Source organism: Herbidospora mongoliensis (genome assembly GCF_001570545.1).
In the GTDB taxonomy this organism is placed as follows: Bacteria; Actinomycetota; Actinomycetes; order Streptosporangiales; family Streptosporangiaceae; genus Herbidospora; species Herbidospora mongoliensis.
The window spans coordinates 288,492-312,312 of sequence record NZ_BBXD01000008.1 but is presented as its reverse complement, the minus strand read 5'-3'; the positions used below and the strand labels follow the sequence as shown (position 1 = coordinate 312,312).

Genomic DNA, 23,821 nt, shown 5'->3' with positions numbered 1-23,821 from the left:
TCGTCGGAAGAGCACGCAGACCCGGCACTAGGGGACCGCCATGGGCACGATTCACATCGACCTGTTCGCGACACTCGACCTGGTCGGCCAGGCACCGGGAGATCCCGAGGAGGACCCGGAGGGTTTCGAGTTCGGCGGCTGGCAGGCGCCCGTGTTCGACGAGATCGTCGGGCGGCACATCGGGGCCGGCATGCAGGGCATGGACGCCCTGCTGCTGGGGCGCAGGACCTATGACATCTTCGCCGCGTTCTGGCCTACGCAGGTGGACGGCGTCGACGGCGAGGTCGGGCGGCTGTTCAACCGCATCCCGAAGTATGTCGCCTCGCGGGGCAATCCCCGGCTCGACTGGGAGGGGTCCTCGCAGGTGGGGCCTGACCTGGTGAGCGCTGTCCGGGCGCTGCGGGACAAGCACGAGCACGTGCACGTGATGGGCAGCCTGAACCTGGTGCAGACGCTGCTGCGGGAGCGGCTGTTCGACCGGCTCGACCTGTGGATCTTCCCGATCGTGCTCGGCGTCGGGAAGAAGGTGTTCGACGGCGGCGCGGTGCCCGCGAACCTGACGCTGCTCGAACCGCCGGTGACCTCTTCCACGGGAGCGGTACTGCTGCGGTACGGGGTCGCCGATGGGGTTCCGGGCAGCGGGGACATGCGGCGCGAAGATCGCGGCCTCGATTCTTGAAGAAGGAGCAGACATGAACGTCATGGAATTACTCGACAAGGCACGTGATCACGCGACGGTCCGGCGCGCTTTCGGAGAGCCGATCACCGTGGACGGCGTGACGGTCATCCCCGTGGCCCGCATCGGCGGAGGCGGTGGCGGCGGGGGCGGTGGCGACCGCAAGGACGGCGCGCAGGCGGGCTCGGGCGGAGGGTTCGGCGTGGGAGCCTCGCCGGTCGGCGCGTACGTGATCAAGGACGGGGAGGTCCGCTGGCACCCGGCGATCGACTGGAACAAGTTCGTCGTGGGCAGCCAGATCGTCGCCGTCGTCGCCCTTCTGGTCGCCCGGTCCATCGTCAGGAAGCGGGCCCGGCGGTCCTAGCGGAGGCCCGGACAGGGCCCTGAATGTGCCGTTGTGCACGCTGCGTATTCGTCCACAGATAGGGCGGTTCGGTCTTCCTAATGTGAGCGGTGTCCGGAGATGAGCAGCATCCCGGAAGGTCTCACTGGAGGACAGAAGAATGCGCAAGCTCTCCCGCGCTCTCGCCGGCACCGCCCTCGCCGCCGGTCTGATGGCCGGCGCCATGGCCGCCCCGGCCACCGCCGCCGCGACCACCTCGACCGCCACGGTCTCGGCGGCGGCGTCCAAGCACTTCTTCGGCCCGTACTACTCCCACTGGAGCAACGGCTTCGAGAAGAGCCACAAGTCCTACTTCAAGGGCTACTGGACCAACAGCGGCGGCCAGTACTGGTTCTACGGCGACGTCTTCGACACCGACCGCGACCGCCAGTGGACCTACGTCTGGTACCGCTACACCGACAAGTTCGGCAAGAGCCACCAGAAGTTCTTCAAGAACAACTCCTTCAGCCACGGCAACCGGTTCAACAAGTTCTTCGGCTTCAAGAAGGGCTTCGTGAAGGACGTCGACTTCCGGGTCTGCGAGGGCGTCAACAAGTTCGACGACTGCGGTGGCTGGGGCGACGCCTTCTAAACCGCGGGCCCTTCACGGGTGGCGTTTCCTGGGCATGGATGGTGGAGCCTTGCGGCTGGTGCGGCCCGCGCGCGACGTGCCGGCCCAAAAGGTCTCCCCCATCGATCAAGAAGTCTCGTAGCGGCTTTCGAGCGAGTTGTGTTCGTCGAGCCCGATCAGGGTGTTGAACTCGTCGAAGTCCAGCATGTCCTTCGGCATCGGACCGGCACCGCCGTGGGCCGCGAGGTTCCGCAGATACGCTCTCATCCCCGCCGCGGCGGCGAACCCGGCGCCCAGCGAGAAGATGGCCAGTGAGTAGCCCATCTCCTGCAGAGCGGGCGCCCCCAGCAGCGGCGTGCGCCCGCCCTCGATCTGGTTGCTGAGCACCGGCACCACACCGCGGAAGGCGTCACAGATCCGCCGCATCTCCTCCTCGGTCTCGGGAGACTCGATGAAGAGCAGGTCGGCGCCGGCCTCGTAATAGGCCGCGCCACGGTCGATCGCCTCTTCGATGCCCAGCGTGGTGCGTGCGTCGGTGCGGGCGATGACGACGAAGTCGTGGTCGCGCCGGGCGTCGACCGCCGCCTTGATCTTCTGGATCATCTCCTCCCTGGCGACGACGTGGCGGCCCAGCATGTGGCCGCAGCGCTTGGGGAAGGTCTGGTCCTCGATGTGCAGGGCCGCCGCTCCGGCCGCCTCGTATGCGCGTACGGTACGGCGGACGTTGAGGGGGTTGCCGTAACCGGTGTCGGCGTCGGCGATGACCGGCAGCTCGGAGGCATCGGCGAATATGGCCACCCGCGCCGCCATCTGCGTCAACGTGAGATAGCCGACGTCGGGCTGGCCCAGGAGGCTGGCCGAGGTCTGGAATCCGCTCAGGTAGATGGCCTGGAAGCCCAGTTGCCGGACCAGGCGGGCCCCGGTGCCGTCGTAGGCGCCTGGCGCTACGAGGATCTCGGGCGCTGCCAGCAGCTGTCTCAAGCGAGCGGCGTGCTTTGTCATGATCTGCCCCCATCAGGTAGGGGTCGTCCCCTTGGCCGACCCCTACCCCGCACACCACACAGCCAGCGCCCCGGCTTCACCAAGGCTCATCGCCTCGCGGGTCGACTTCCTACAGCCAGCGGAGGCACTGGCCCAAGTAGCCCGTCTCCCAGATGTAGCACCACTCGAAGACGCCGACCTCTCTGGGCTGCGCCTGGGCCGGGGCGGCGGTGACGGCGCCCAGACTCGTGGCGACGACCAGTCCCACCGCGAGTGCGGCCATCTTGTTCTTCAGTCGCGACATCGATCCTCCTGCGAGATGAACTGACATCCGCAGTGCACCAGCCGCGACTTGCGGATGGATGAGAGCCCAGTTGGATCACCCCCGCCGGAGAGCGCCCGGCGGGGGTGAACGGGTCGGGCAGGCGTCAGTCGCGCAGGCCCGGTACGTCGATGACGATCACTTCGGTGTCGTCGGCGCGGCCGGGGATGCGGCCGTCGTTGCCGGGGAAGTTGTTGTCGTTGGCCACGACGACGCGGTCACCCGACAGCGGCAGGACCGACTCGACCGACTGGAGAGGGAAGGAGAACTTGTCTCCGACGCCGTACTCGCCCGGACGGGCCGGGGTCGAGACGCCCTTGGGGTCGGCGATGTACATCAGGTCGACGGCGGTGCGGCGCGGGAGCACGCCGTTCGCGTCGGCCTTGTCGAGGTCGGTGACGATGAGCTTCTTGACGAACGAGGTCTGGCCCATGCCGTTGTCCCGCTCGATCAGCAGCAGGCGGTGGCCGTCGAGCACCTGGGCGTCGCCGACGAACAGGCCCGGGTCGTCGACCCGGAACGACCAGGTCTTGCCGGTGTAGGCGCCGGCGCGGACGTCGAACTCGTACACGACGCGACGACGCTGGTCGGGGTCGGCGGTCTTGGCGCGCTCGAGGATCGGGTAGAGGGTCCAGCCGTCCTCGCTGGCGGCCATGGCCTCGAAGCCGCCGCTGCCGGGCAGCGACGGGGTCTCGCCGGGCTTCAGTTCGTTCGACTGGGGCGACTTGGTGCCGTCGGCGAGGGGGATCGGGGCGCGCAGGACCTTGCCGGTCCTGTCGACGTTCACCAGGTAGGGGCCGAACTCGTCACCGATCCACAGGGTGCCGTTCGCGTCCCACTGGAGCGACTCGATGTCGAAGTCGGCGCCGGTCAGCAGCCGCTCGGGGGTGTTGCCGTTCACGATCGCGAACGGGACCTTGTGGTCGGGGTCGCGGAAGCTGATGTGGCCCGCGATCTCGATCTCGCCGGTCTTGTAGTCAGGCTCGATGTTGTACGCGCGCAGCAGGAAGTCGGCCGAGTTGTCCTTGGCGCCGAAGCCGTTGTCGGGCATGGCGAGCAGGCGGTTGGCGTTCTTGGAGCCACGGGCGTTCGGGATGACGGCGGAGAAGCCGGGGATCGGCTGGCCGGGGAACGGCGGGGTGATCCCGTTGACCGGAGTCTTCGGCATGAACGTGCCGGAGATGGGGCCGGGCTGGTAGTCGGTCGCGGACAGGATCGCCCGGTCGCGCAGGCTGGCCTCGTCGGGGACGTTGACGCTCAGGTCGTACAGGCGGGTGATCTGCGACGCGCTGTTGTTGTCGTCGGAGATCAGGTAGAGCTCGCGGGTGTCGTCGTCGAGACGGTCGCCGAGCGCCATGCCCTCGATGTTGTCCAGCAGCGGGTTCGGCTGGGGCTGCTTGGCGGTGGCGCCGAGCGTCGGGCAGTTGACCAGGTCGGCCAGCAGCTTCTTGCCCGCCCAGCCACGCGGGTCGGTGAGCGTCGACAGCGAGGCTGCGGTCGAGACGTCCGGCAGACCGGTGAGGGACACGCGGTAGATGCGGACGGTGTTGCCCACGCCCGTGGTGAAGCCGCGCTCCATCGAGAGGAACTGGTCGTCGCCGAGCGCGACCAGTTCGACCAGCCCGAGGTTGGGGTCGGTCTTGTACGCGTACTGCGCGACCGGCGTGTAGTTCCCGCCGGACGTGCCTTCGTAGCGGATGATCCGCTGGCGACCTGCGCCGTTGGCCTCGCGGCCGTCGGCGGACAGGGGGCCTTCCATACCGGCGTACAGGGCCTTGCCGTCAGACGTGGCGGTCAGCGCCTCGAAGGCCAGGTTGACCGGCGACTCGCCCGCGGGGGTGATCCGGAACCGGGCCGGCACGTCGAACGAGGCGATCTGCAGACCGTCGGAGAGCCGGAACCGGCGGATCGACGGCTCGGTCTCCGAGCTGGCCAGAACGGTCTTGCCGTGGGGCTCGACCACGAGACCCTCGCCGTCGAAGTCCAGACCGGTGTACGGGGTACCGTCAGGCCGCTTCAGCGTCGTCATGTCGACGACCTCTGAGCTGTTCCCGCCGAGGCCGATCTCGTACAGGCGCGCGGGGACCGTGCCGGTGTTGTCCGTGAGGGCCAGCGCGCGGTCGTCACGGAGTCGCGCGATGGCGGACAGACCACCGACGGGGGTGCCCTCGAACGTCTTCTTGTCCAGGCTGTCGGTGAAGCCGCGCAGGCCCACGTCTGCCGAGCAGGGGACGCCGAAATTGGGGGATGCAACCTGTGACGTCGCCGCGCCTGCCGCGGGGACGGTCACGCCGAACATGGCGATGACCGCCACGGCGGCGAACGCCGGTGCGGGCCACCTTGTGCTGGGCACAAGTACCTCCGAGATATTGGTAGTGCGGGTAGCAAACCGCTCAGAATGAGCGAAGTCCCCCCAGCCCGCCAACGCAGAACCAGGCGTCGAACGCATCATGAACATCTGTGATCTCATGCGTCACGTGGCGCGCCCGTCAGCCTCAGGAAACGCGAAAGCCCAGGTCAGATAGTCACTGACCTGGGCCCGGCCGAGAGCAGGAGCCGCTACCAGGGGAGGGGCGGCTTGCCCTTGGGTCCCGGCGCGTGATCCGCCTTCACTCGCAGCGCGTCGATGACGACCACGGCGGGGCCGGTCGGGTCGGTGGCGTCGACCAGTTCGATCGGCCCGACGGTGGCGTAGTCGCTGTTGCGGGGCGGGAACTCCTTCACGTTGGGACTCTGCAGCGAGATCGGGTTCCGGTTGATCAGGGTCGCGCCGGGCTTGGCCGAAGACGTGGCCTTGACGTTGAAGTTGAGGTCGACCTGGGCGGGAAAGAAGATCCCAATAAAGGATTTGAAGAAGCCGATGGGATCCCGGAGGAAGTTGGCGATGAGGCTGGGCCATTTCAGCGGGTTGAGGAAGAGCTCGGCGAACCGCGCGATGCAGCGCCCCGGATCCAGAACGGACATGCCGCCGGCAGGGGCAGGCCGCGAGCCGTCGTAGCTCAGGTTGAGCCTCGCCGAGTCGGAACCCGTGGAGCCGAGCTTGAAATCGGTCGGGTTGAGGTATACCCCGACCTCCTGCTGGAGGACGTTCTTGCCCTGTTTGCTTCGGCCCTCGCCCACGGAGACGGTGATCCCACCGCTGACCGGGACGGTGACCTTCGCACCTCCGGCCTCCCGCACGTCCGCCTCGCCTGTCAGCTTGATCGCCTGCGCCAGCCCGAAAATGGTCTTGAGCGACAGAGAGAAGAAGCCGCCGGGATCGGTGGGGAAGGGCAGGGTCATCGCGGTGGCCGGGGTGGCCGGTTTCGCCTGGTCAGCGGCCTGCGCCATGGCTGCCGGGCTCGAAACCGTCAGGCACGCGCCCAGCGTGAGAACGGCGACGACGGCCGCGCCTCGGCGAGCCGTGACGGGCATGAGGAGAGAGTCGGTCATGGGCCTATCGCATCGGCTGAGGCCTTCCCGCACGTCGGATGAACCGCCAGAACGAAGATCCTTTACACCTCCGGCGCTCCCGCTTGGCAAGCCGGAAGCGCCCCCGAGGCCGCGAATGCCCCTTCCGCCATCGACACTCGTGCTTTTCGCTCACGACTCCCCGTTGCGGGGTGATCCGGGCGCGGCCGGTCGGCGCCTGCTACGGGCAGTTCCGGAGACGCGCGAACCGGGAGATTCCTCCCTTCGCCGTCCCCCGTAGGCTGGCCTCGGTCGGGGGGCGGGGGAAGTGTGCTGTCGCAGGTTCCGGTGCCTCGCCTCGCGCGGGGGATCGTCGTCGCGGTGCTCGCCGCGTTCGCGGTCGTCTACCTGCTCGCGGGGTCGTTCCTCGCCGTCGTGGCGCTCGGGCTCCAGCTCGTGTACGTCTTCCGCTCCCTCCAGCGCTTCAGGCGCCCGTGGCTTTTGGCCGCCCAGGCGGTGGTCGGCTACACGGCCACGGTCGGCCTCGGGGCCTCCGTCGGACTCCTCGGCTTCCTGAGCGGATCGCTGCTGCTGACCCCGCTGTGGCCACTGGCCCTGCCGGTGGCGGTCAGCGCCGCCGTCATCGGCCCGGCCGACTCCGCGATCAGCATGGTGCTCATCGCGCTGCTGATCTACGGGCTCACCCGGCTCACCGATCGGGTCGAGGAGGCGCACGCCGCCCGGCTGGCGCTGGCCATGGCGGCGGCGGCCGAAGAACGGCTCCGGATCGCCGCCGAGCTGAGCGACGGCATCGGCCGAGGGCTCGCGGCGATCGTCGCGGGCGTCAAGGTGGTCCTGGGCCGGCCGGAACGCACAGCCGAGGTGCTCGGCGACGTCGTCGGCGCGGCTCGCCGCTCGCTGGCCGACACCAGGAACGCCGCCGCCGACTACCGCGCCACCTCCCTGGCGCCCGAGGTGACGACCGCCCGCGCGATGCTCACGGCGGCGGGGATCAAGGCCGAGGTGCGCGTCGGACACAGCGAACCGCTCGGACCGGCGGGCGCGCTGCTCTCGGCCGTCCTGCGGGAGGCGGTGACCGAGGCCTTACGGCAGCGCACGGCCACGACCTGCGTGATCGAGACCACCGCCGCGAACGGCACGGTGCGGCTGCGCGTCGTCCACGACGGTGCCCGCACGGCCGAGGACGACAACCTGGCCGACCTGGTCAGGCAGGTCGAGCAGGCGGGCGGCACCCTGTCCACGAGCCTGTCCGCCGAGGGCAGGCTGACCGTCGACGCCGTGCTCCCCGGCACCCACGGGCCGGTGCGGACCATCGACGACCCCGGTTCCTACCGGTTGTCCCTCGCCCTGCTGGTCGCCGTGCTCGTCGGGTTCTCGGCCAAGGCGCTGCTGCTGGTCCCCGGAGGTCTGGTCGTACCGGCGGCGGCCTGTCTCGGCGTGATCGTCTTCATGCAGATCCGTTCGATCACCGGGCGCCACATGCCCTCGCTCGTGCTGATGGCGCTGCTCACCTACCTGCCGATTCTCGTGTTCGGCCGCGCCTGGCTGGGCAGCGCCGGGTTCCTCGCCGGCCCGATTCTGCTCGCGTTCCCGTGGGCGGTCGCCTGGCCGCTGGTCGGAGGCGTGATGGCGAGCGTGGCGGCGAGCGCGGTGCTGCTCGGCCTGCCGTTCCCGCAGACGGTCAACTTCACCGTGAGCACACTGGTGACCGGCCTGGTCGTGTACGGCCTGGTCAGACTCGCCCAGCTCGTGAAGGAACTGCACCAGGCCAGGCAGGCGCTGGCCCGCTCCGCCGTGGTCGAAGAACGCCTGCGCGCCGCCCGCGACCTGCACGACCTGCTCGGACACAGCCTGGCCGCGATCCTGCTCAAGTGCGAGCTGGCCAGACGCCTGGACCCCGAACGGGCCCGCGCCGAACTGGAAGACGTGCTCGCGATGGCCGAGAAGGCGGCGACGGATCTGCGGGTCGTCTCCGGCGAACAGCAGGCGATGTCCCTGGCCGTCGAGGCCGAGTCGGCGCGCTCGGTGCTGGCCGCCGCGGGCATCGAGGTGGAGCTCGCCCTGACCCACGGCGAACTCCCCGCCGAGGTGGAGAACGTCCTGGGCACGGTGCTCCGGGAGGCGGTCACCAACGTGCTCAGGCACAGCTCGGCCCGGCACTGCGCGATCACGACGGTGACCGACGACGGCGCGGTCCGGCTCCAGGTGCGCAACGACGGCGTCGGCCCGGCGGGAGGACGCCCGGGTTCGGCCGGGATCGGCAACCTGACCACCCGCCTGGCCGCTCTCGACGGACGTCTCGGCACCGCTCGCGAGGACAGCTGGTTCGAACTGACCGCCCAGGCGCCGACCCGTTAGATCCAGCCCGCCTCGGTGGCGATGCGGACGGCGTCCGTGCGGTTACGGGCATTGAGCTTGGCGACGATGGCGGTCAGGTAGTTGCGCACCGTTCCCGCGCCCAGGAAGAGCCGGCCCGCGATCTCGGCCGCGTCGGCGCCCCCTGCCGCCAGCCGCAGCACATCGGCCTCGCGGGGCGTCAGCGGATTGTCGGCCAGATCCCAGGCGGTGACCGCCAGCGAGGGGTCGAGCACCCGCTCCCCCGCCGCGACCTTGCGGATCGCCGCGACCAGGTCCTCGGGCGGCGCGGTCTTCAGCAGGAACCCGTCCACCTGCGCCCCGAGCGCGCGCCGCAGATGGCCCGGCTTGCCGTGCCCGGTCAGCACGAGCGTGCGGCACGCCGGCAGCTTCACCCGGAGCTCGGCGGCGGCGGCCAGACCGTCGAGCGTGCCGGGCATGTCGATGTCGAGCACCGCGACATCCGGCCGGTGGACCAGGGCCGAAGAGAGGGCGGCGTCGCCCGACTCGACCGAGGCGACGACCTCCAGGTCCGGTTCGAGGCCGAGCAACGCGACCAGGGCGCCCCTGATGACGTGCTGGTCCTCGGCTAGAAGCACACGAATCACAGCGGTATGTCTACCAGTGTCCAGATCGGGACGAGGTCATGGTCTGCGCGTGATCGCCTCCCTGGCCCGCGCCGCGCCTGGTCAGCAGGGTGGAAGCCATGACAGACGTAGTCCGCTTGGACGCGGTGAGCAAGGTGTACGGCAAGGGCCAGGGCGCGGTCGCGGCCCTGCGCGAGGTGTCGGTGGGCATCCCACGCGGGAGCTTCACCGCGGTCATGGGCCCTTCGGGGTCGGGCAAGAGCACGTTCCTCCACTGCGCGGCGGGGCTCGACGTGCCGTCCTCGGGTTCGGTAACGCTCGGCGGCACCGAACTGGCCGGAATGAACGAGACGGCGCTGACCGAACTGCGCAGGCTGCGGATCGGCTTCGTGTTCCAGGCCTTCAACCTGATCTCGGCGCTCACCGTGATCGAGAACATCACACTCCCGCTGCGACTGGCGGGCGTGAAGGCCGACCGGGCGTGGCTGGACGAGATCGTGTCCAGGGTGGGGCTCGAAGGGCGGACGAGCCACCGCCCCGCGCAGCTTTCCGGCGGCCAGCAGCAGCGGGTGGCCATCGCCAGGGCGCTGATCGCCAGGCCCGAGGTCGTGTTCTGCGACGAGCCGACCGGCGCGCTCGACACGATGACCGCCCGCGACGTGCTGACCCTGCTCAGGGAGGTCGTGGACGGAATGGGCCAGACGGTGGTGATGGTCACCCACGACCCGGTGGCCGCCTCCTACGCCGACGCGGTGCTGTTCCTGGCCGACGGCAGGATCGTCGACACCTTGACGGCCCCCACCTCGGAGCAGGTCGCCGAGCGGATGACCCGGCTGGGAGCGTGGGTCTGATGTTCTCCCTGACGGTGAAGACGCTCCGGCACCGCAGGGCCGCCTTCGCGGGCGCGTTCGTCGCCCTGCTCTGCGCCGCCGCGCTGGTCTGCGCCTGCGGCATGCTGCTGGAGACGGGCCTGCGTGGGGGCGTCGCCCCTGAGCGCTACGCGGGCGCCCCGGTGATCGTCACGGGTGACCAGTTCGTCCGCGAGACGGTCCGCAAGTCGGCGGAGAAGACCAAGACCAAGGCCAAGCCGCTGTCCGAGCGGGCCTGGGTCGAGGAGTCCCTGGCCGATCGGCTGCGCCGGGTCCCCGGCGTCTCTCGGGTGGTCACCGAGGTGACCTTCGCCGCCTACGTCGGCGACCGCCGGTTCCACGGGCACGGCTGGGAGTCAGCGGCGCTCACCCCGTTCACCCTGCGGGCCGGACGTGAACCGAGAGCGGCGGGCGAGATGGTCGCGTCGGAGTTCTCCGTGGGCGCGCGGGTCCCCGTGCTGACTGGGGCCGGGACCAGGACCTATCTGGTCACCGGCGTCACCGCGCAGAACCTGCCCGCGTTGTTCTTCACCACCGAAGAGGCCCGGCGCCTGGCCGATCGGCCGGGACAGGTCAGCGCGATCGGCGTCTTCCCCGAGGTGGACGTCTCAGCCGCGCTGAAAGGCACGACGGCGCTCACCCACACGGGCGACGAGCGCGGCACCGTGGAATTCCTGGACGCCGAGAAGTCGCGGGTGAAGCTGATCAGCCTCGGCGGCGCCATCGGCGGCACCTCACTGCTGGTCGCGATCCTCGTCGTCGTCGGCACGTTCGCGCTGTCCATCCAGCAGCGCCAGCGGGAGATCGCCCTGCTCAGAGCCATCGCGGCCACACCCCGGCAGATCCGGGCGATGCTCGGCGGCGAGGCCGTGCTGATCGGCCTGGTGGCCGGAGTGCTGGGCGCGGCGGGCGGCGTGGGACTGGGTTTCTGGTTGCGGTCCAGGTTCGTCGCACTCGGCGCGATGCCGGCCAACCTCGATTTGGTGGTGAGCCCGTTCCCCCTGCTCGCCGCCCTGCTGACCACCACGATCGCGGCGTGGGCGGCGGCCCGCCTCTCGGCCCGCCGCGCGGTGCGGATCCGCCCGGTGGAAGCGCTCGGCGAGGCGGAAGTGGAGACCGGGCGGATGCCCGCCGTCAGGGTGGTCGCCGGTCTGCTGTGCGCCGGGGCAGGGGTGGCGCTGACGGTGCTGCTGTCGGTCCTGTCGACCGAGGCGGCCTCCGGCCCGGTCACCATGCTCACCGCGCTGGTGTGGACGATCGCGGTGGCGCTGCTCGGCCCGGTGATCGCCCGTACGGTGACGTCCGTGCTGCGGCCGTCCCGGGTGAGCGGCTATCTGGCCACCGCCAACGTGCGGGCCGGGTCGAAGCGGCTGGCCTCGGTCATCGCGCCACTCAGCCTGATGGTGGCGTTGACCTGCACGATCCTGTTCGTCCAGACCACCATGGGACACGCGGCCCAGACGCAGGCGACGGCGGGCACCCGAGCGGAGCACATCCTCGGTCCCGGCACGGCGGCGGTCGTACGCGGGATCCCCGGCGTCGAAGCCGTCACGGAGGTGCTGCGCACGTCGGTGCGGGTGGGCCTGGACAAGTACGGCGCGCAGGCCGTGACGACTGACGGCCTCAGCAAGACCATGGACCTGGGCGTGGTCGCCGGGAAGATGGACGACCTCGACGACGCCTCCGTCGCGGTCAGCCGCACGGCGGCCGAGCGGCTCGGCGTCGAGGTGGGCGCGAAGCTCCGCCTGACCCTCGGCGACGGCACCCCCGCCGAACTCCGCGTCATCGCGCTCTATGACCGCGGCCTGGGATTCGGCGACCTCACGCTCTCCCACGCGCTGGTGGTCCGGCACGTGGACGACCCGCTCGGCACCGTGCTGGTCGCCGCCCCTTCGCTGACCCGGTCGGACCTGCGACGGCTCGTGCCGGGCGTCAGCGTGCTCGACCGGGCTCAGGCCGCGGCGGCGGGCGCGGCCGACGCCGAGGTGAACTACGTGGCGATGGGCCTGATCATCGCGTTCGCCGCCATCGCGGTGGTCAACACGCTGGCCATGTCCACCTCGGCGAGGTGGCGGGAACTCGCGCTGCTCCGCCTGGTCGGCGCCACCCGGCGGCAGACCCTGCGGATGCTCAGGCTGGAGACCCTGATCGCGGTCGCGATCGCGGTGACCATCGGGACGGCGATCGCGCTGGTCACCCTGTCGGCGTTCAGCAAGGGCATGACCGGCTCGGCCGTGCCGCACATCCCGCCGCTCACCTATCTGGCGGTGATCTCGGTCGCGGCCGTCCTCGCCCTGGCCGCCACGGCGCTGCCCGGCCGGCTCGCCCTCAGCCGGGGCCGTGCATAGGAGCGGGAAGCTCCACGGTGACGCGGATCCCGCCGGCCGATCGCGGGGTGAGGGTGAGGGTTCCGTCGTGTGCGTGGGTGATGGTCTTGACGATCGCCAGGCCGAGGCCGACGCCCGCGTGGTCGGTGTGGATCCGCTCGGTGCCGCGCCGGAACGGTTCGGTGAGCGTCGAGACCATCCGGGGGCTGAGCCTCTCGCCGGTGTTCTCGACAGCCAGCACCACGGTCGTGGGGCCGACGCTGGTGCTGACCCACACACTGCCCTGGCCTGGCAGGTTGTGGACGATCGCGTTCTGTACGAGGTTCGTGGTCAGCTGCAGCAGGAGCGTCGGCGATCCGATCGCCGGGGTGATGTCACCGGAGGTCTCGACGGTGACGCCGCGCTTCTCCGCCAGCGGGAGAAGCGTCTCGGCGGCCTCCTCCGCCAGGAGGGACAGGTCGACGCGCTCGCGGGTGAACGACCGCTGCTCGGCCCGGCTGAGCAGGAGCAACGTCTCGGTGAGGTCGATCGCCCGGGTGTTGACGGAGTGGAGGCGTTCGAGGACTTCGCCGATGTCGCGGTCGGGGTCGGTGCGGGCCACGTCCAGCAGCGCCTTGGAGATCGCGAGCGGGGTGCGCAGCTCGTGAGAGGCGTTGGCCGCGAACCTCCGCTGTTCGGCGACGTGTGCTTCGAGCCGTTCGAGCATGCCGTCGAAGACGTCGGCGAGTTCCCTGAACTCGTCTGCGCGGCCGGGCAGCCGGATGCGGTGGGAGAGCGATCCGGTCGTGGCCAGCCGGGTGGCGTCGGTGATGCGCGTCAGCGGGGCGAGCATCCGCCCGGCCAGGATCCACCCGCCGCCGAGCCCGAACATCAGCAGCAGGAGCAGCACCGCGCCCGCGGCCGACGCGAGATCGCGCAGGAGTATCGAGCGGGGCAGCACGCCCCCGGGCACATTCGTGAACTCGGGCAGATGGCGCAGCGTGAAGAACCACACCGCCCCGAGCAGCAGCCCCCCGGCGAGCATGAGGAATCCGGCGTAGCTGAGGGTGAGTTTGAGGCGAACGCTCAACCCGGGCGCTCTATCCATCTGTGTCGATGCGGTAGCCGACACCCGGAACGGTGGCGATGATCCAGGGTTCGCCGAGACGTTTACGCAGCGCCGAGACCGTGATGCGCACGGCGTTGGTGAAGGGGTCGGCGTTCTCGTCCCAAGCCCGTTCCAACAGCTCCTCGGCGCTGACGACCCCGCCCTCCGCCGCGACGAGGACGTCGAGCACGGCGAACTGCTTCCTGGTCAGCGCGATGTAGCGGCCGTCACGGTAGACCTCCCTGCGGAACGGATCCACCCGCAGCCCGGCGATCTCCCGCACCGGCGGTCTGCTGTGGGCCCGCCGACGGTCGAGCGCCCGCAGCCGCATGACGAGCTCGCGAACCTCGAACGGTTTGGTGAGATAGTCGTCGGCCCCGACCTCGAACCCGGAGGCCTTGTCGTCGAGCCGCTCGGCCGCGGTGAGCATGAGGATGGGCATACCGCTGCCGGAGGCCACGATGTGCCTGGCGATCTCGTCGCCGGACGGTCCCGGGATGTCGCGGTCGAGCACGGCGATGTCGTAACCGTTGACGCTCAGCATCTCCAGAGCGGTATCGCCGTCACCTGCCATGTCGGCGGCGATCGCGTCCAGACGGAGACCGTCGCGGATGGCTTCGGCCAGATAGGGCTCGTCCTCGACGATCAACACGCGCACACTCTCGATGGTATGAACAGGGGCATATCGTCGGCGTATCGAAAACCGCATACGTGCTGACAACACCGCGCCGCCTTCACTGGCGGCATGCCTCGGATATCGAGCCGTCTCGTCGTCGCCTTGAGCCTGATCACCACAGCCTGCGCCGCCCAGGCGCCGAAATACGCACCCACTCCGGCCGTATCGGCATCCGTGGAGCGTCAGTGGGCACATGGCGAGGCCGACGGCGCCCTCCCCCGCAGAGTGACCGTGTTCGACGAGGAGTATCCCGGCGTCACCCACCTCGCCCCCGACCTGCTCCGGGCCCTGCGCGAGGCGGCGACCGACGCCGCCGAGGACGAGGTCACGTTCTACGTCAACAGCGGCTGGCGTTCCCCCAAGCGCCAGAATGAGCTGCTCCGTGAGGCGGTCGCGAAGTACGGCTCGAAAGAGGAGGCCGCCCGGTGGGTGGCCACCGCGAAGAGATCTCGTCACGTGTCAGGCGACGCGGTCGACATCGGGCGGCTCGACGCCACGGCGTGGCTGTCCGAGCACGGCGCCGAATACGGCCTGTGCCAGATCTACCGGAACGAACCCTGGCACTACGAACTCCGCACCGATGCGATCGATCATGGTTGCCCACGCATGTACGCCGACCCCACCCAGGACCCGAGGATGCAGCAGTGACCGTCAGACAGCCGGACCTCCTCGATACGAGTTCCGACACCCCGCCCGTTCTCCAGCCGGGGCCGTGGAAGCGCGGCCGCGTGCTCGCGGCGCCGGCGCTGCTGCTCGGCCTGCTCATGCTCCTCCACGCGCAGATCACGGACCGGGGCGGCCTCGGCAGCCTGGTGGACACCTTCCTGCCGTGGTTCGGCGTGTTCATCCCGATGCTCCTGACGGCGGCGCTGTGGCGCCGCTCGGCCTCCGGGGTGGTCGCGCTGCTGCTGCCGGTCGCGGTGTGGCTGAGCCTCTTCGGCGGGCTGCTCATCGACAAGTCCCAGCCCGGCGGCGACCTCACCGTGGTCAGCCACAACGTCGGCGCCGCCAACCCCGACCCGGCCGGCACCGCCCACGACCTGGCCGCCTCCGGCGCGGACGTGCTGGCCCTGGAGGAGATCACCCCCCAGGCGAAGCCGCTGTACGAGCAGGAACTCGCCGAGGCCTACCCGTTCCACACGGTGCAGGGCACGGTCGGGCTGTGGAGCAAGCTCCCGCTGACGGACATCCGGCCGGTCGACATCGGCATGGACGCCGGACCGCTGGCGGACACCCTTCCGGCCGCCGCCGAGGCGGCCTACAACCGGGCGCTGCGCACCACCGTGGCCACGGAACAGGGTCCGGTTGCGGTGTATGTGGCTCACCTGGGGTCTGTACGGGTGTTCCCCAGGAACGGCTTCTGGACGGACAGCCGGGACCGCGGCTCACAAGCCCTCGCCAAGGCCGTCGCCGCCGAGAAGAACGAGCGGTTGGTGCTGCTCGGTGACCTGAACGGGACGACGGACGACCGCGCGTTCACTTCTCTCATTTCGTCTTTGCGCTCGGCCCAGGAGACAGCCGGAGGCGGCTTCGGTTTCACCTTTCCGGCGACGTTCCCGGTGGCGCGCATCGACCAGATCCTGGTCCGCGGCGTACAGCCGAAGAGTTCGTGGGTGCTGCCCGCCACCGGCAGCGACCACCTGCCGGTGGCGGCCAGAATCGACTTCTGAGCTGCTTCGTGGTGTCCGAGCGCTCCAGTGCGACGCGGGTCAGCGGCGGGGTAGCACGCCCAGGAGGGTCGCGGTCAGGGCCAGTTTCAAGGAGTCCTTCAGGTCCAAGTGGAAGCGGGCCAGGTCGGGCTCGGCCTGGTAGGCCGCCTGCAGGCTGGGTGGGGGTGTGTTGTACGCCGCCAGCGCACCGGCCATGATCATGGTTTGCAGGCTGAACAGCGTGGCGTTCTCGCCCAGCTCCGGCAGGTACTTCTGGATCAGGGCGGTCATGGTCGTCAGGCGGTCCAGGGAGGCGCGCTTGTAGCGTGCCACGACCTCGACGGAGACGTTGTGTTCCAGAACGCCGCCCTGCGCGCCGAAAAGGTCGCACAGCACCACCCGCCCGGAGAGTGATCGGCTGAGGATCTCGGCCACCGCTGCCGCACGCTCGGCCATGGGCAGCTTCTCGTCGACGCCGGCGGCCAGCTCGCCTGCCAGTTCCGTCAGCCACTCCTGCAGGAAGTGGTTCAGCAGTTCCAGCAGCACCGCCTCGCGAGACTCGAAGTAACGCAGCACGTTCGGCTTCGCCAGGCCCACCCGGCGGCTGAGCTCGTTCAGGGTGACCGCGGCCACGGGCATCTCGTCGAGCATCGCCGACGCCATGTCGAGGATCGCCCGTCGGCGGATCTCCCGCTGCTCTTCGGTTCGCGCCCGCTGGAAAGTCACGCTCGCCAGCCTAACTTAAGTACCTGCGGTACTTTGACAACGTACCGAGAGTACTTTAACGTCGTCATCACAGGATACCTTCGGTACGTTAGCTGGCTGGGAGCCCGACATGAGCGAGAAGTGGACGACGGCGAACATTCCTGACCAGCGCGGGCGGGTGGCCGTGGTGACCGGGGCCAACACCGGACTGGGCTACGAGACCGCCAAGGCGCTCGCCGAGCGCGGCGCGTCCGTGGTGCTCGCCGTCCGCAACGTCGAGAAGGGCGAGCAGGCCGCGGCCCGCATGACCGGCGACGTGACCGTGCAGGCGCTGGACCTGACCTCGCTCGACTCCGTCCGGACCGCGGCGGCGGCGCTGCGCTCCCGCCTCGACCGGATCGACCTGCTGATCAACAACGCCGGCGTGATGTACACCCCGAAGCAGACCACCCGGGACGGCTTCGAGATGCAGTTCGGCACCAACCACCTCGGCCACTTCGCGCTCACCGGGCTGCTGCTGGACCTGATGCTGCCGGTGCCCGGCTCGCGCGTGGTGACAGTCAGCAGCACCGGCCACCGCATCCGGGCCGCGATCCACTTCGACGACCTGCAGTGGGAGCGGTCATACAGCCGCACCGCCGCCTATGGTCAGTCCAAGCTGGCCAACCTGATGTTCACCTACGAACTGCAGCGCCGTCTCGCCACGCACGGCACCACCGTCGCGATGGCCGCGCACCCCGGCATGTCCAGCACCGAACTCGCCCGCAACACCCCCGCGGCCCTCCGGCTCCCGCTCACCTGGCTCGCACCGCTGATCACCCAGACCCCGGCGATGGGCGCGCTGCCGACCCTGCGCGCCGCCACCGACCCCGCCGCACTCGGCGCCCAGTACTACGGCCCCGGCGGCCGCAACGAGGTCATGGGCCACCCCCGGCTGGTCACCTCCAGCCCGTCGTCCTACGAGGTAGCCGTCCAGCAGCGGCTGTGGGCCGTCTCCGAAGACCTCACCGGGGTGAAGTTCCCCGTCGCTCAGCCGGAGCAGCACTCGTTTCCCTCCGGATCAGCCATCACGAGGTAGCCCGCGCCGGTGGGAGGCGGCCATCCGCTCGTCGCCGGTTCGAGGTCGACGAGGTCCTGGACGCGCCGGACCGGCCGGGCCTTGAGTGGATCTCCGTAGCCGGCCGGCCCGGACGCGGGGTCAGGAAATGCCGCGGAAGAAGGTGCGGATATCGTCCGCGAGCAGCTCCGGTTCCTCCATCGCGGGGAAGTGACCGCCCTCGGTGAACTCGCTCCAGTGGCCGATCGCCTTCCACGGGTCCATCGCGGCGCGAATGAGCGGGTGGGCATCGAACACGGCCCATCCGGACGGCACGCCGAAGCCCATGAGCACGTCGACTCCGGAGTGCTCGGCCTCGTAGTAGAACTGCGCGCTCGACGCGCCGCTGCGGGTGAACCAGTACAGGCTGATGTTCGTGAGGAGCTGGTCGCGGTCGACCGACTCGTCCGGCGTCCGGTGGTCGCCGCTGGTCCTGGTCTTGAACTTCTCGGCGATCCACGCGAGCTGACCGACCGGCGAGTCGGTGAGCGCCGCGCCGATCGTGTCGGGACGGTGGTTCTGCATCAGGAGATACCCATGGTCGGCCGCAGCCTCGGTGCGCACTGCCTCGATCTGGGCGATCTCGTCATCGGACATGCCGTCGGGGTAAGGAAACTTGTCGCCGACCAACCCGAGCAACGCGGGGTCGCAGCCGATGTGCATGCCAATGACGCGCTCCGGGTAGAGCGCCGCGAGGCGCCCGACGGTGCCCGAACCCATGTCGGTGCCGTGCGCCGCGAACCTCTCGTAGCCGAGACGCGTCATGATCTCGGCGTAGGCCTCCGTCGTCCGCGCCAGCTCCCAGCCGGTCCCTGACAGCGGAGTGGAGAACCCGAAGCCGGGCGGCGCCGGGATGACCACGTGGAACTCATCGGTCAGCAGCGGGATGAGCCGCTGATACTCGACGAAAGAGCCCGGCCAGCCGTGGTTCAGCATCAGCGGAGTGGCCTCCGAGTTCGCCGATCGCACGTGGACGACGTGGAACGTCTGGCCGTCGACGACCGTCGTGAATTGTTCGTACTCGTTGAGCTTCTCCTCCTGCGCACGCCAGTCGAATCCGTCGCGCCAGTACTCGGCGAGCTCTTCCAGGTACACCTGCGGGATGCCGCGGCTGAAGTCGGTGCGATCGTCTCGGCCCGGCACGGGGGTCGGCCAGCGCGTGTGGGCCAGCCGGTTAAGCAGGTCGTCTATATCGGCCTGGGGGACGTCGATGCGGAACGGTGTGAGTGCCTTGTTCTGATTCACGACATCGACGTTTCCAGCAATCGCGGCAGGCTACCTTCCGCAATAGCTGGAATGATCGGAACATGTTGGAGACCTCGGTCCGCCTGCTCGAACTGCTGTCATTGCTCCAGCTCAAGCGCGATTGGACGAGCTCCGAACTCGCCGACCGGCTCGATGTGAGCGCGAGAACTGTGCGGACCGACATCGGCAAGCTGCGCTCGATCGGCTACCCCGTGGACGCGCGCCCCGGCGTCGCGGGCGGCTACCGGCTGGCCGCCGGGACGGCGATGCCCCCACTACTGCTCGACGACGACGAGGCCGTAGCCGTCGCGGTCGGACTGGGTGCGGTCGCGACCCAAAGGCTCGGAGTCGAAGAGACATCGCTCACCGCGCTCGCGAAGCTGGAGCAAGTGCTGCCCGCACGCCTGCGCCGGCGCGTAGAGGCGGTACGCGAGGCGACGAGCGTCGTCCCAGGGCCTGGGCCGTCCCTCGATCTCTCGGTTCTCGGCACGGTCGCCGCCGCGATCCGCGGCCACGAACGACTCCGGTTCGGATACACGAAGCCCGGAGGCAGCGAAGGGCCCCGCAACACCGAACCGCTACGGCTGGTGAGCTGGGGCCCGCTCTGGTACCTGCTCGCATGGGACCTCGACCGTGACGACTGGCGGGTCTTCCGTGTCGACCGCATGGTCCCGCACGCACCGACGGGTGCGCGCTTCCAGCCGCGCGCGATCCCGGAGGACAATGCCGTCGAGTACGTCATCAAACGCATCAGCAAGATGGCCTGGAAGTACCGCGCCCGGATACTCGTGCACGCCCCCGCCGCCGAGGTCGCCGCGAAGATCCGCATCCCGGTCGACATCCAGGTGGTCGACGAGTCCACGTGCCATGTAGAGCTGGGTTCCGACGACCCGAACCGGCTCGCGCTGTGGATGACACAACTCGACGTCGACATCGAGGTGATCGACGGAGACGAGCTCGCAGTGGCGTTCGATCGCCTCGCGACGAGGCTCCACCGCGCGGCGGGCGGCGCACCCACGACGTGAATCCCGGCCGTCGATCATTCGACGATGTCGTCGAGGGCCGGTATCCGGGGCCCTTGACCCAATGCCCCCAGACAACGCAGAAGCCCAGGTCAGCAAGCTGCTGACCTGGGCTTCTTTGCAGTGCAGCCGGAGGTACTCGAAACCCCAACCTTCTGATCCGTAGTCAGATGCTCTATCCATTGAGCTACGGCTGCATGTTGTCCTGCCCTTGACCTGCGGTCTTGGGCGACAGAGACAACCTTACCACGGTGCACACAGGTGATAGAGCCAATAATCACCGCACCGGGGGGCGGCCCGTAGCTCCCCCGAGAAGGTGAGCAACCTGGCATGACCAACGTCATCCCCATCGGCACCGGACGCACCCGCCGGCCACGCGGCAGCGCCCAGCTCGCCGCCGTCGCACCCGAACCCGAGCGCGAGCCGAAACCCGCGCCGGCCCCCGCCGCCAGCGACGACGGAACCCTCGTCCGAGGCGGCGTCCCCGCCGCGAAGAAACCCCGGAACCTCTCCACCGGCGTGGATCTCGCGCGGCTTATCGAACCGTGGGAGACGTCGCTCGACAGCAATGGAAAAGCAAAGAAGACCATCCGCTCCTATGTCGATTCGGCGAAGGCATTCGTGGCTTTCCTGGCCGCGAATTCCATGCCCGACGATTCGCAGGACGTCGAGGCCGCGCACGTCCGCAGGTTCCTGATCGCAGAGCGGGAGCGGACCAGCCCGGCCAGCGCAGCCACCCACTACCGCAACCTGAGGGTGTGGTGGGGCTGGATCCAGGCCGAGGGTGAGCGGACGTGGCAGTCCCCCATGGCCACCGTGGCCAAGCCGAAGGTCCCGGCGAAGGTGCGGAACTACATCAGCGACGACGACACCCGGGCGCTGCTGAAGGTGTGCGCCGGCGGGGGGTTCGAGGACCGCCGCGATACGGCGATCATCCGGATCCTGATGGACAACGGGGCCCGGGTGTCTGGCATCGCGAACATCCGCCTGAGGGACCTCGACCTGAGGGGCCGGAAGATCCGCATCGTCCTGAAGGGCGGGGATGAGCACTGGGCGCCGATCGGCGCGAAGGCAGCCAACGCGGTGGACCGCTACCTGCGGGTGAGGGAGAAGCACCCGAAGGCGGCGTTGAGCCCGTATCTGTGGCTCGGAGTGCAGGGGCACGACACCAGCCGTTTCACGCATTCGGGGGTCCGGGCGATGCTGGCCCGCCGGGCCGAGGAGGCGAAACTCGGCCGCACCATCACTCCGCACGAATGGCGTGGGACCGTCACCCACAACCTGTTGAAGGCGAACGCGAACGAGACCGATGTGCAGCACATCCTCGGCTGGAAGAGCACCGCGATGGTGCAGCTGTACGGGTCGGGGCTCGCGAAAGAACGTGCGCGGGAGACGCATGCGCGTCTATCTCCGGGTGACCGTATTTGACACGTGGGCGCAAGAATCTTCTACGGTCCGTGTGTCTCATGTTGAGACTCTTCTGCCGGAGAACGTTGTCTGCATAGGATCGTCCGAATGCCGCTACTGGCGGTTGGCGAGGGGCATGTGGCACCGCACGGGCCGGGCCTACCCCGCAGGCAACGGCACGGCCCGTGCGGCCCCTGGCTCCGACCCCTGTGACGAGGGGTCGGCGCCTACTCCCTTGCCCGATCTGGCGGTTGGTATTCCAGGCCTGATTGTTCGCGCAATCACCGCGCAATTGTGGAATCGAGTTTCTCGAATGTCCCCTGTTCGGGGGTCATTTCTGTCCTCGGTTTCTTACCTTTTGGCTATAGAACCCTTACGGGCTCGGACCGGTCCAAAATCCCTCTTTCCGAACAGCGTTCGATGCGCGTAGCGTGACGGGGCCGTTGCCTGCGAAACACGGTACGGGTGAGCTCTACGTGGGGACCGGGGCTCACCGGAAGGACGAAATGCACATCAAGCAGCACGCCCTCATCACGTCAGCAGCCACCGTCACCTTCACCCTGTGGGCGGCGACCCTCGTCTCCGCCACCACGTATCTCGGTGGGCACCGGTTGCATCTGACGCTCTTGGCGGGCTCCCTCACGGCCAGTATTTGGTTGATCGCCCTCGCCGGGATCAGCCAGATGAAGTGCACCGTTTATCAGTTCGACCGCGGCTACAACATCGGGGTACGGGGCGTCGTCCAGGGCCTGGTCGACGTCGCGCGTCAGCGCGATCGGGACGACAACTAGCTGTCGGGCTTGCTTAGCTCCTCGACGACCTCACGCCGGAGACGGTGGTAGGCGTCGAGGAGCGCCTGGCGCACCCGGGGCGGCAGGTCGGGATCGTCGAGGATGTCCTCAGCGGTCACATCTTCGGCAAGTTGCTCCCGACGTCCAGCCCGGCCGGCGCGCTGCTGGGGCTGCGTCGGAGTCTCCAGGTCTTCCGCCAGCCAGAGCCCACGTATCTTCGCAATGTCGGCACCGTGGTCTAGAAGCGGGGACGTTGCGACGACCTGGCGTATCTCGAATCCGGCACCCTCGAGAGCTTCCGCAAGCTGGTCTTCGAGCGGGCTGCCTGGTGAGGTGCGCTTGGCCTGAATCGCCCAGGTCCTGCCGTCATCGAGTTGAATCAGAGCATCGACACCCGAGTCGACGCTCGGTGCCATTTGCGGGTGCTGCGGGGGAGGCGTCGCAATGGGCCTGTCGGCCGGAGCTCTGAAAAGGTCTGCGGAGACGTAGTCGGTGAGGATTTCATCGACTGCGCCGACCGGCCATTGAAGGGCTCTTTCGATGCCGCGAGCGGATTTTGGCCGGATAGCTCGGGTGGTGCCGCGGATGGTCCTCAGGCCTTCTTTGGTGAGGCCGGCCAGTTCGGCGACCTGGTTCCAGTCGAGGCCGAGTGCTCTTCGCCGGTAGTCCATGAGCTGGGCCAGCCGCTCGCGGGCGGTCGCTACCTGCTGCTCGGCCACACGTGTCGCCCCCTCGCGGTGGTCGTTGTCTCGGTGGGTTTTGAAACCCCCCGAAGGACAGTGCTGTGTGGTGGACATGTCGGGGGGTTTCAAAACCCCTCCAGGAACAGTCTGCCAGGACAGATTGAGACAGGTCTAGACAGATGACGAGCCATAACGCCAGCTCATAACGGGGGTCGGCGTCTGACCTGCCTGCGTGACCCTGTGTAGATCCGGAGATGACGCCAGGTTGACCGAGCGTGCTGGTTGCGGTCAGGGCAGATTGGAAGACAGATCGAGACAGATAAGCCTTGAGATCTGTCTAAATCTGTCCTAAGTTGCCTCGCATGGCACAGCTCACCCGCACCGACGGTCGCAAGATTCGCAAGCGCCGCGAGGACTTGCGTATGACCATCGCTCAGGTGGTGGCGAAGTTGGCCGAGCACGGCACCCCGCGCCACCGCGACCACATCTACAGAATCGAAACCAGCTCCAAGCAGCCGTCCGTCGAGCTCCTCGACGCCCTTGAGCAGCTCCTTGAGGTCGAGCGCGGCGCTTTCGCACCGGACCCGCCCAAGCGCCGGCGCCGGGCCACGGCCGAGCCGGTCGGAGGTGGGCGGGCATGACCGACTCCCGCACCTCCGCGCAGCGCCGTATCGCCGCCGACATCTCCTGGGCGCGCACCCCTGATCGGGCGGAGCGCACCGAGGCCGCGCGGCGTGCGTCGCCGATGCGCGTCGAGTACTGGATCGAATACGTCCGGGCCGAGGGGATCGTGCCTGAGGCCGGGATCCAGCAGGCGGCCGAGAAGTACCACAGCGCGCACATGACCCGTATGGCGTTGAAGGCCGTCGCCGCACGCGCCAGGAAGAAGCAGGCCGAGCCGCAGCTCAAAGCCTCCTAAAAGTTCCGGGTCCGGCGCCGCGCCTACGACGCCAGACCCCGCTCACACCCTCACGAGAAA

At 69.0% G+C, this 23,821-nt stretch carries 24 protein-coding genes and 1 tRNA gene; 14 read left to right on the top strand and 11 right to left on the bottom strand.

Annotated features, from left to right (window positions below):
• The first annotated feature begins 40 nt into the window (after nt 1-40).
• The 3 genes from AW272_RS01695 (at nt 41) to AW272_RS01685 (ending at nt 1,650) form a co-directional block, all read left to right on the top strand.
• Nucleotides 41-679 carry a dihydrofolate reductase family protein gene (locus AW272_RS01695; protein WP_066360355.1) on the top strand — a complete coding sequence of 213 codons (639 nt, stop codon included), beginning with the start codon at nt 41-43 and terminating at the stop codon, nt 677-679.
• 13 nt (nt 680-692) lie between these two features.
• On the top strand, nt 693-1,040 hold the full coding sequence (locus tag AW272_RS01690) for a spore germination protein GerW family protein (RefSeq protein WP_066360354.1): 348 nt from the start codon (nt 693-695) through the stop codon (nt 1,038-1,040).
• Nucleotides 1,041-1,179: 139 nt separating this feature from the next.
• Nucleotides 1,180-1,650, top strand: coding sequence for a hypothetical protein (locus AW272_RS01685; RefSeq protein WP_066360353.1), 471 nt, complete (start codon nt 1,180-1,182; stop codon nt 1,648-1,650).
• Nucleotides 1,651-1,755: 105 nt separating this feature from the next.
• Here AW272_RS01685 and AW272_RS01680 read toward each other — a convergent pair whose 3' ends face one another.
• From AW272_RS01680 to AW272_RS01670, 4 genes are all read right to left on the bottom strand, one after another.
• Nucleotides 1,756-2,610: an isocitrate lyase/PEP mutase family protein gene (locus AW272_RS01680; RefSeq protein WP_218010760.1), complete on the bottom strand. Its 855-nt coding sequence runs from the start codon at nt 2,608-2,610 to the stop codon at nt 1,756-1,758.
• A 130-nt stretch (nt 2,611-2,740) separates the two neighbouring features.
• Nucleotides 2,741-2,914 carry a hypothetical protein gene (locus AW272_RS41670; RefSeq protein ID WP_157518149.1) on the bottom strand — a complete coding sequence of 58 codons (174 nt, stop codon included), beginning with the start codon at nt 2,912-2,914 and terminating at the stop codon, nt 2,741-2,743.
• Nucleotides 2,915-3,038: 124 nt separating this feature from the next.
• The gene (locus AW272_RS01675) at nt 3,039-5,285 is read right to left on the bottom strand and encodes an esterase-like activity of phytase family protein (RefSeq protein WP_218010759.1); all 2,247 of its coding nucleotides are present in this window, start codon (nt 5,283-5,285) and stop codon (nt 3,039-3,041) included.
• A 206-nt stretch (nt 5,286-5,491) separates the two neighbouring features.
• Nucleotides 5,492-6,364, bottom strand: a complete 873-nt coding sequence (locus AW272_RS01670) for a hypothetical protein (RefSeq protein ID WP_066360349.1) — start codon at nt 6,362-6,364, stop codon at nt 5,492-5,494.
• A gap of 306 nt (nt 6,365-6,670) precedes the next feature.
• On the opposite strand from AW272_RS01670, the gene AW272_RS01665 reads away from it, so the two are divergent.
• A complete protein-coding gene (locus AW272_RS01665) occupies nt 6,671-8,701 on the top strand; it encodes a sensor histidine kinase (RefSeq protein WP_157518146.1) in 2,031 nt (676 codons plus the stop codon).
• On the opposite strand, the gene AW272_RS01660 is transcribed toward AW272_RS01665, so the two are convergent.
• The gene (locus tag AW272_RS01660; protein WP_066360348.1) at nt 8,698-9,306 is read right to left on the bottom strand and encodes a response regulator transcription factor; all 609 of its coding nucleotides are present in this window, start codon (nt 9,304-9,306) and stop codon (nt 8,698-8,700) included. The two genes, AW272_RS01665 and AW272_RS01660, sit on opposite strands and share 4 nt — an antisense overlap.
• 98 nt (nt 9,307-9,404) lie before the next feature.
• Here AW272_RS01660 and AW272_RS01655 point away from each other — a divergent pair, with 98 nt between their 5' ends.
• Both AW272_RS01655 and AW272_RS01650 read left to right on the top strand, forming a co-directional pair.
• Nucleotides 9,405-10,136, top strand: coding sequence for an ABC transporter ATP-binding protein (locus AW272_RS01655; RefSeq protein WP_066360347.1), 732 nt, complete (start codon nt 9,405-9,407; stop codon nt 10,134-10,136).
• Nucleotides 10,136-12,502 (top strand): FtsX-like permease family protein, encoded by a 2,367-nt coding sequence (locus AW272_RS01650; RefSeq protein WP_083957970.1) that lies wholly within the window; start codon nt 10,136-10,138, stop codon nt 12,500-12,502. Before AW272_RS01655 ends, AW272_RS01650 begins: the two co-directional genes overlap by 1 nt.
• Here the strand turns inward: AW272_RS01650 and AW272_RS01645 are convergent.
• Nucleotides 12,483-13,550, bottom strand: a complete 1,068-nt coding sequence (locus tag AW272_RS01645; RefSeq protein ID WP_275527274.1) for a sensor histidine kinase — start codon at nt 13,548-13,550, stop codon at nt 12,483-12,485. The genes AW272_RS01650 and AW272_RS01645 overlap by 20 nt on opposite strands.
• Before the next feature lie 10 nt (nt 13,551-13,560).
• Nucleotides 13,561-14,226, bottom strand: coding sequence for a response regulator transcription factor (locus tag AW272_RS01640; RefSeq protein ID WP_066360342.1), 666 nt, complete (start codon nt 14,224-14,226; stop codon nt 13,561-13,563).
• 87 nt (nt 14,227-14,313) lie between these two features.
• Between AW272_RS01640 and AW272_RS01635 the strand changes: the two genes are divergently transcribed.
• Nucleotides 14,314-14,892, top strand: a complete 579-nt coding sequence (locus tag AW272_RS01635; RefSeq protein ID WP_066360340.1) for a M15 family metallopeptidase — start codon at nt 14,314-14,316, stop codon at nt 14,890-14,892.
• Complete coding sequence (locus tag AW272_RS01630) at nt 14,889-15,914, top strand: endonuclease/exonuclease/phosphatase family protein (protein ID WP_066360338.1); 1,026 nt, start codon at nt 14,889-14,891, stop codon at nt 15,912-15,914. The genes AW272_RS01635 and AW272_RS01630 overlap by 4 nt, the downstream gene beginning before the upstream one ends.
• 39 nt (nt 15,915-15,953) lie before the next feature.
• On the opposite strand, the gene AW272_RS01625 is transcribed toward AW272_RS01630, so the two are convergent.
• Nucleotides 15,954-16,619, bottom strand: a complete 666-nt coding sequence (locus AW272_RS01625) for a TetR/AcrR family transcriptional regulator (protein ID WP_066360337.1) — start codon at nt 16,617-16,619, stop codon at nt 15,954-15,956.
• Nucleotides 16,620-16,728: 109 nt separating this feature from the next.
• On the opposite strand from AW272_RS01625, the gene AW272_RS01620 reads away from it, so the two are divergent.
• Nucleotides 16,729-17,676, top strand: a complete 948-nt coding sequence (locus AW272_RS01620) for an SDR family NAD(P)-dependent oxidoreductase (protein WP_066360336.1) — start codon at nt 16,729-16,731, stop codon at nt 17,674-17,676.
• A 120-nt stretch (nt 17,677-17,796) separates the two neighbouring features.
• Here the strand turns inward: AW272_RS01620 and AW272_RS01615 are convergent, their stop codons facing one another.
• Nucleotides 17,797-18,939, bottom strand: a complete 1,143-nt coding sequence (locus tag AW272_RS01615) for an epoxide hydrolase family protein (RefSeq protein WP_066360335.1) — start codon at nt 18,937-18,939, stop codon at nt 17,797-17,799.
• 62 nt (nt 18,940-19,001) lie between these two features.
• Between AW272_RS01615 and AW272_RS01610 the strand changes: the two genes are divergently transcribed.
• Complete coding sequence (locus AW272_RS01610; RefSeq protein WP_066360334.1) at nt 19,002-19,964, top strand: helix-turn-helix transcriptional regulator; 963 nt, start codon at nt 19,002-19,004, stop codon at nt 19,962-19,964.
• 121 nt (nt 19,965-20,085) lie between these two features.
• Here AW272_RS01610 and AW272_RS01605 read toward each other — a convergent pair.
• Nucleotides 20,086-20,158 (bottom strand) — tRNA-Arg (locus AW272_RS01605).
• A gap of 133 nt (nt 20,159-20,291) precedes the next feature.
• On the opposite strand from AW272_RS01605, the gene AW272_RS01600 reads away from it, so the two are divergent.
• Complete coding sequence (locus AW272_RS01600; RefSeq protein WP_083957811.1) at nt 20,292-21,389, top strand: tyrosine-type recombinase/integrase; 1,098 nt, start codon at nt 20,292-20,294, stop codon at nt 21,387-21,389.
• 485 nt (nt 21,390-21,874) lie between these two features.
• Nucleotides 21,875-22,159, top strand: a complete 285-nt coding sequence (locus AW272_RS01595; protein WP_066360332.1) for a hypothetical protein — start codon at nt 21,875-21,877, stop codon at nt 22,157-22,159.
• Here the strand turns inward: AW272_RS01595 and AW272_RS01590 are convergent.
• Entirely contained in the window at nt 22,156-22,878 is a 723-nt protein-coding gene (locus AW272_RS01590) for a hypothetical protein (RefSeq protein ID WP_066360329.1), read from the bottom strand. The two genes, AW272_RS01595 and AW272_RS01590, sit on opposite strands and share 4 nt — an antisense overlap.
• 326 nt (nt 22,879-23,204) lie before the next feature.
• Between AW272_RS01590 and AW272_RS01585 the strand changes: the two genes are divergently transcribed.
• Both AW272_RS01585 and AW272_RS01580 read left to right on the top strand, forming a co-directional pair.
• On the top strand, nt 23,205-23,483 hold the full coding sequence (locus AW272_RS01585) for a helix-turn-helix domain-containing protein (RefSeq protein ID WP_066360328.1): 279 nt from the start codon (nt 23,205-23,207) through the stop codon (nt 23,481-23,483).
• On the top strand, nt 23,480-23,761 hold the full coding sequence (locus AW272_RS01580; RefSeq protein WP_066360327.1) for a hypothetical protein: 282 nt from the start codon (nt 23,480-23,482) through the stop codon (nt 23,759-23,761). The genes AW272_RS01585 and AW272_RS01580 overlap by 4 nt, the downstream gene beginning before the upstream one ends.
• The last annotated feature ends 60 nt before the right edge of the window (nt 23,762-23,821 follow it).

What these genes read in the sequence shown, in the direction of transcription:
- AW272_RS01580 (WP_066360327.1), top strand. Translation starts at nt 23,480, where the DNA reads ATGACCGACTCCCGCACCTCCGCGCAGCGCCGTATCGCCGCCGACATC.
- AW272_RS01655 (WP_066360347.1), top strand. Translation starts at nt 9,405, where the DNA reads ATGACAGACGTAGTCCGCTTGGACGCGGTGAGCAAGGTGTACGGCAAG.
- AW272_RS01685 (WP_066360353.1), top strand. Translation starts at nt 1,180, where the DNA reads ATGCGCAAGCTCTCCCGCGCTCTCGCCGGCACCGCCCTCGCCGCCGGT.
- AW272_RS01620 (WP_066360336.1), top strand. Translation starts at nt 16,729, where the DNA reads ATGAGCGAGAAGTGGACGACGGCGAACATTCCTGACCAGCGCGGGCGG.
- AW272_RS01695 (WP_066360355.1), top strand. Translation starts at nt 41, where the DNA reads ATGGGCACGATTCACATCGACCTGTTCGCGACACTCGACCTGGTCGGC.
- AW272_RS01595 (WP_066360332.1), top strand. Translation starts at nt 21,875, where the DNA reads ATGCACATCAAGCAGCACGCCCTCATCACGTCAGCAGCCACCGTCACC.
- AW272_RS01635 (WP_066360340.1), top strand. Translation starts at nt 14,314, where the DNA reads ATGCCTCGGATATCGAGCCGTCTCGTCGTCGCCTTGAGCCTGATCACC.
- AW272_RS01670 (WP_066360349.1), bottom strand. Translation starts at nt 6,364, where the DNA reads ATGACCGACTCTCTCCTCATGCCCGTCACGGCTCGCCGAGGCGCGGCC.
- AW272_RS01600 (WP_083957811.1), top strand. Translation starts at nt 20,292, where the DNA reads ATGACCAACGTCATCCCCATCGGCACCGGACGCACCCGCCGGCCACGC.
- AW272_RS01585 (WP_066360328.1), top strand. Translation starts at nt 23,205, where the DNA reads ATGGCACAGCTCACCCGCACCGACGGTCGCAAGATTCGCAAGCGCCGC.
- AW272_RS01610 (WP_066360334.1), top strand. Translation starts at nt 19,002, where the DNA reads ATGTTGGAGACCTCGGTCCGCCTGCTCGAACTGCTGTCATTGCTCCAG.
- AW272_RS01690 (WP_066360354.1), top strand. Translation starts at nt 693, where the DNA reads ATGAACGTCATGGAATTACTCGACAAGGCACGTGATCACGCGACGGTC.
- AW272_RS41670 (WP_157518149.1), bottom strand. Translation starts at nt 2,914, where the DNA reads ATGTCGCGACTGAAGAACAAGATGGCCGCACTCGCGGTGGGACTGGTC.
- AW272_RS01650 (WP_083957970.1), top strand. Translation starts at nt 10,136, where the DNA reads ATGTTCTCCCTGACGGTGAAGACGCTCCGGCACCGCAGGGCCGCCTTC.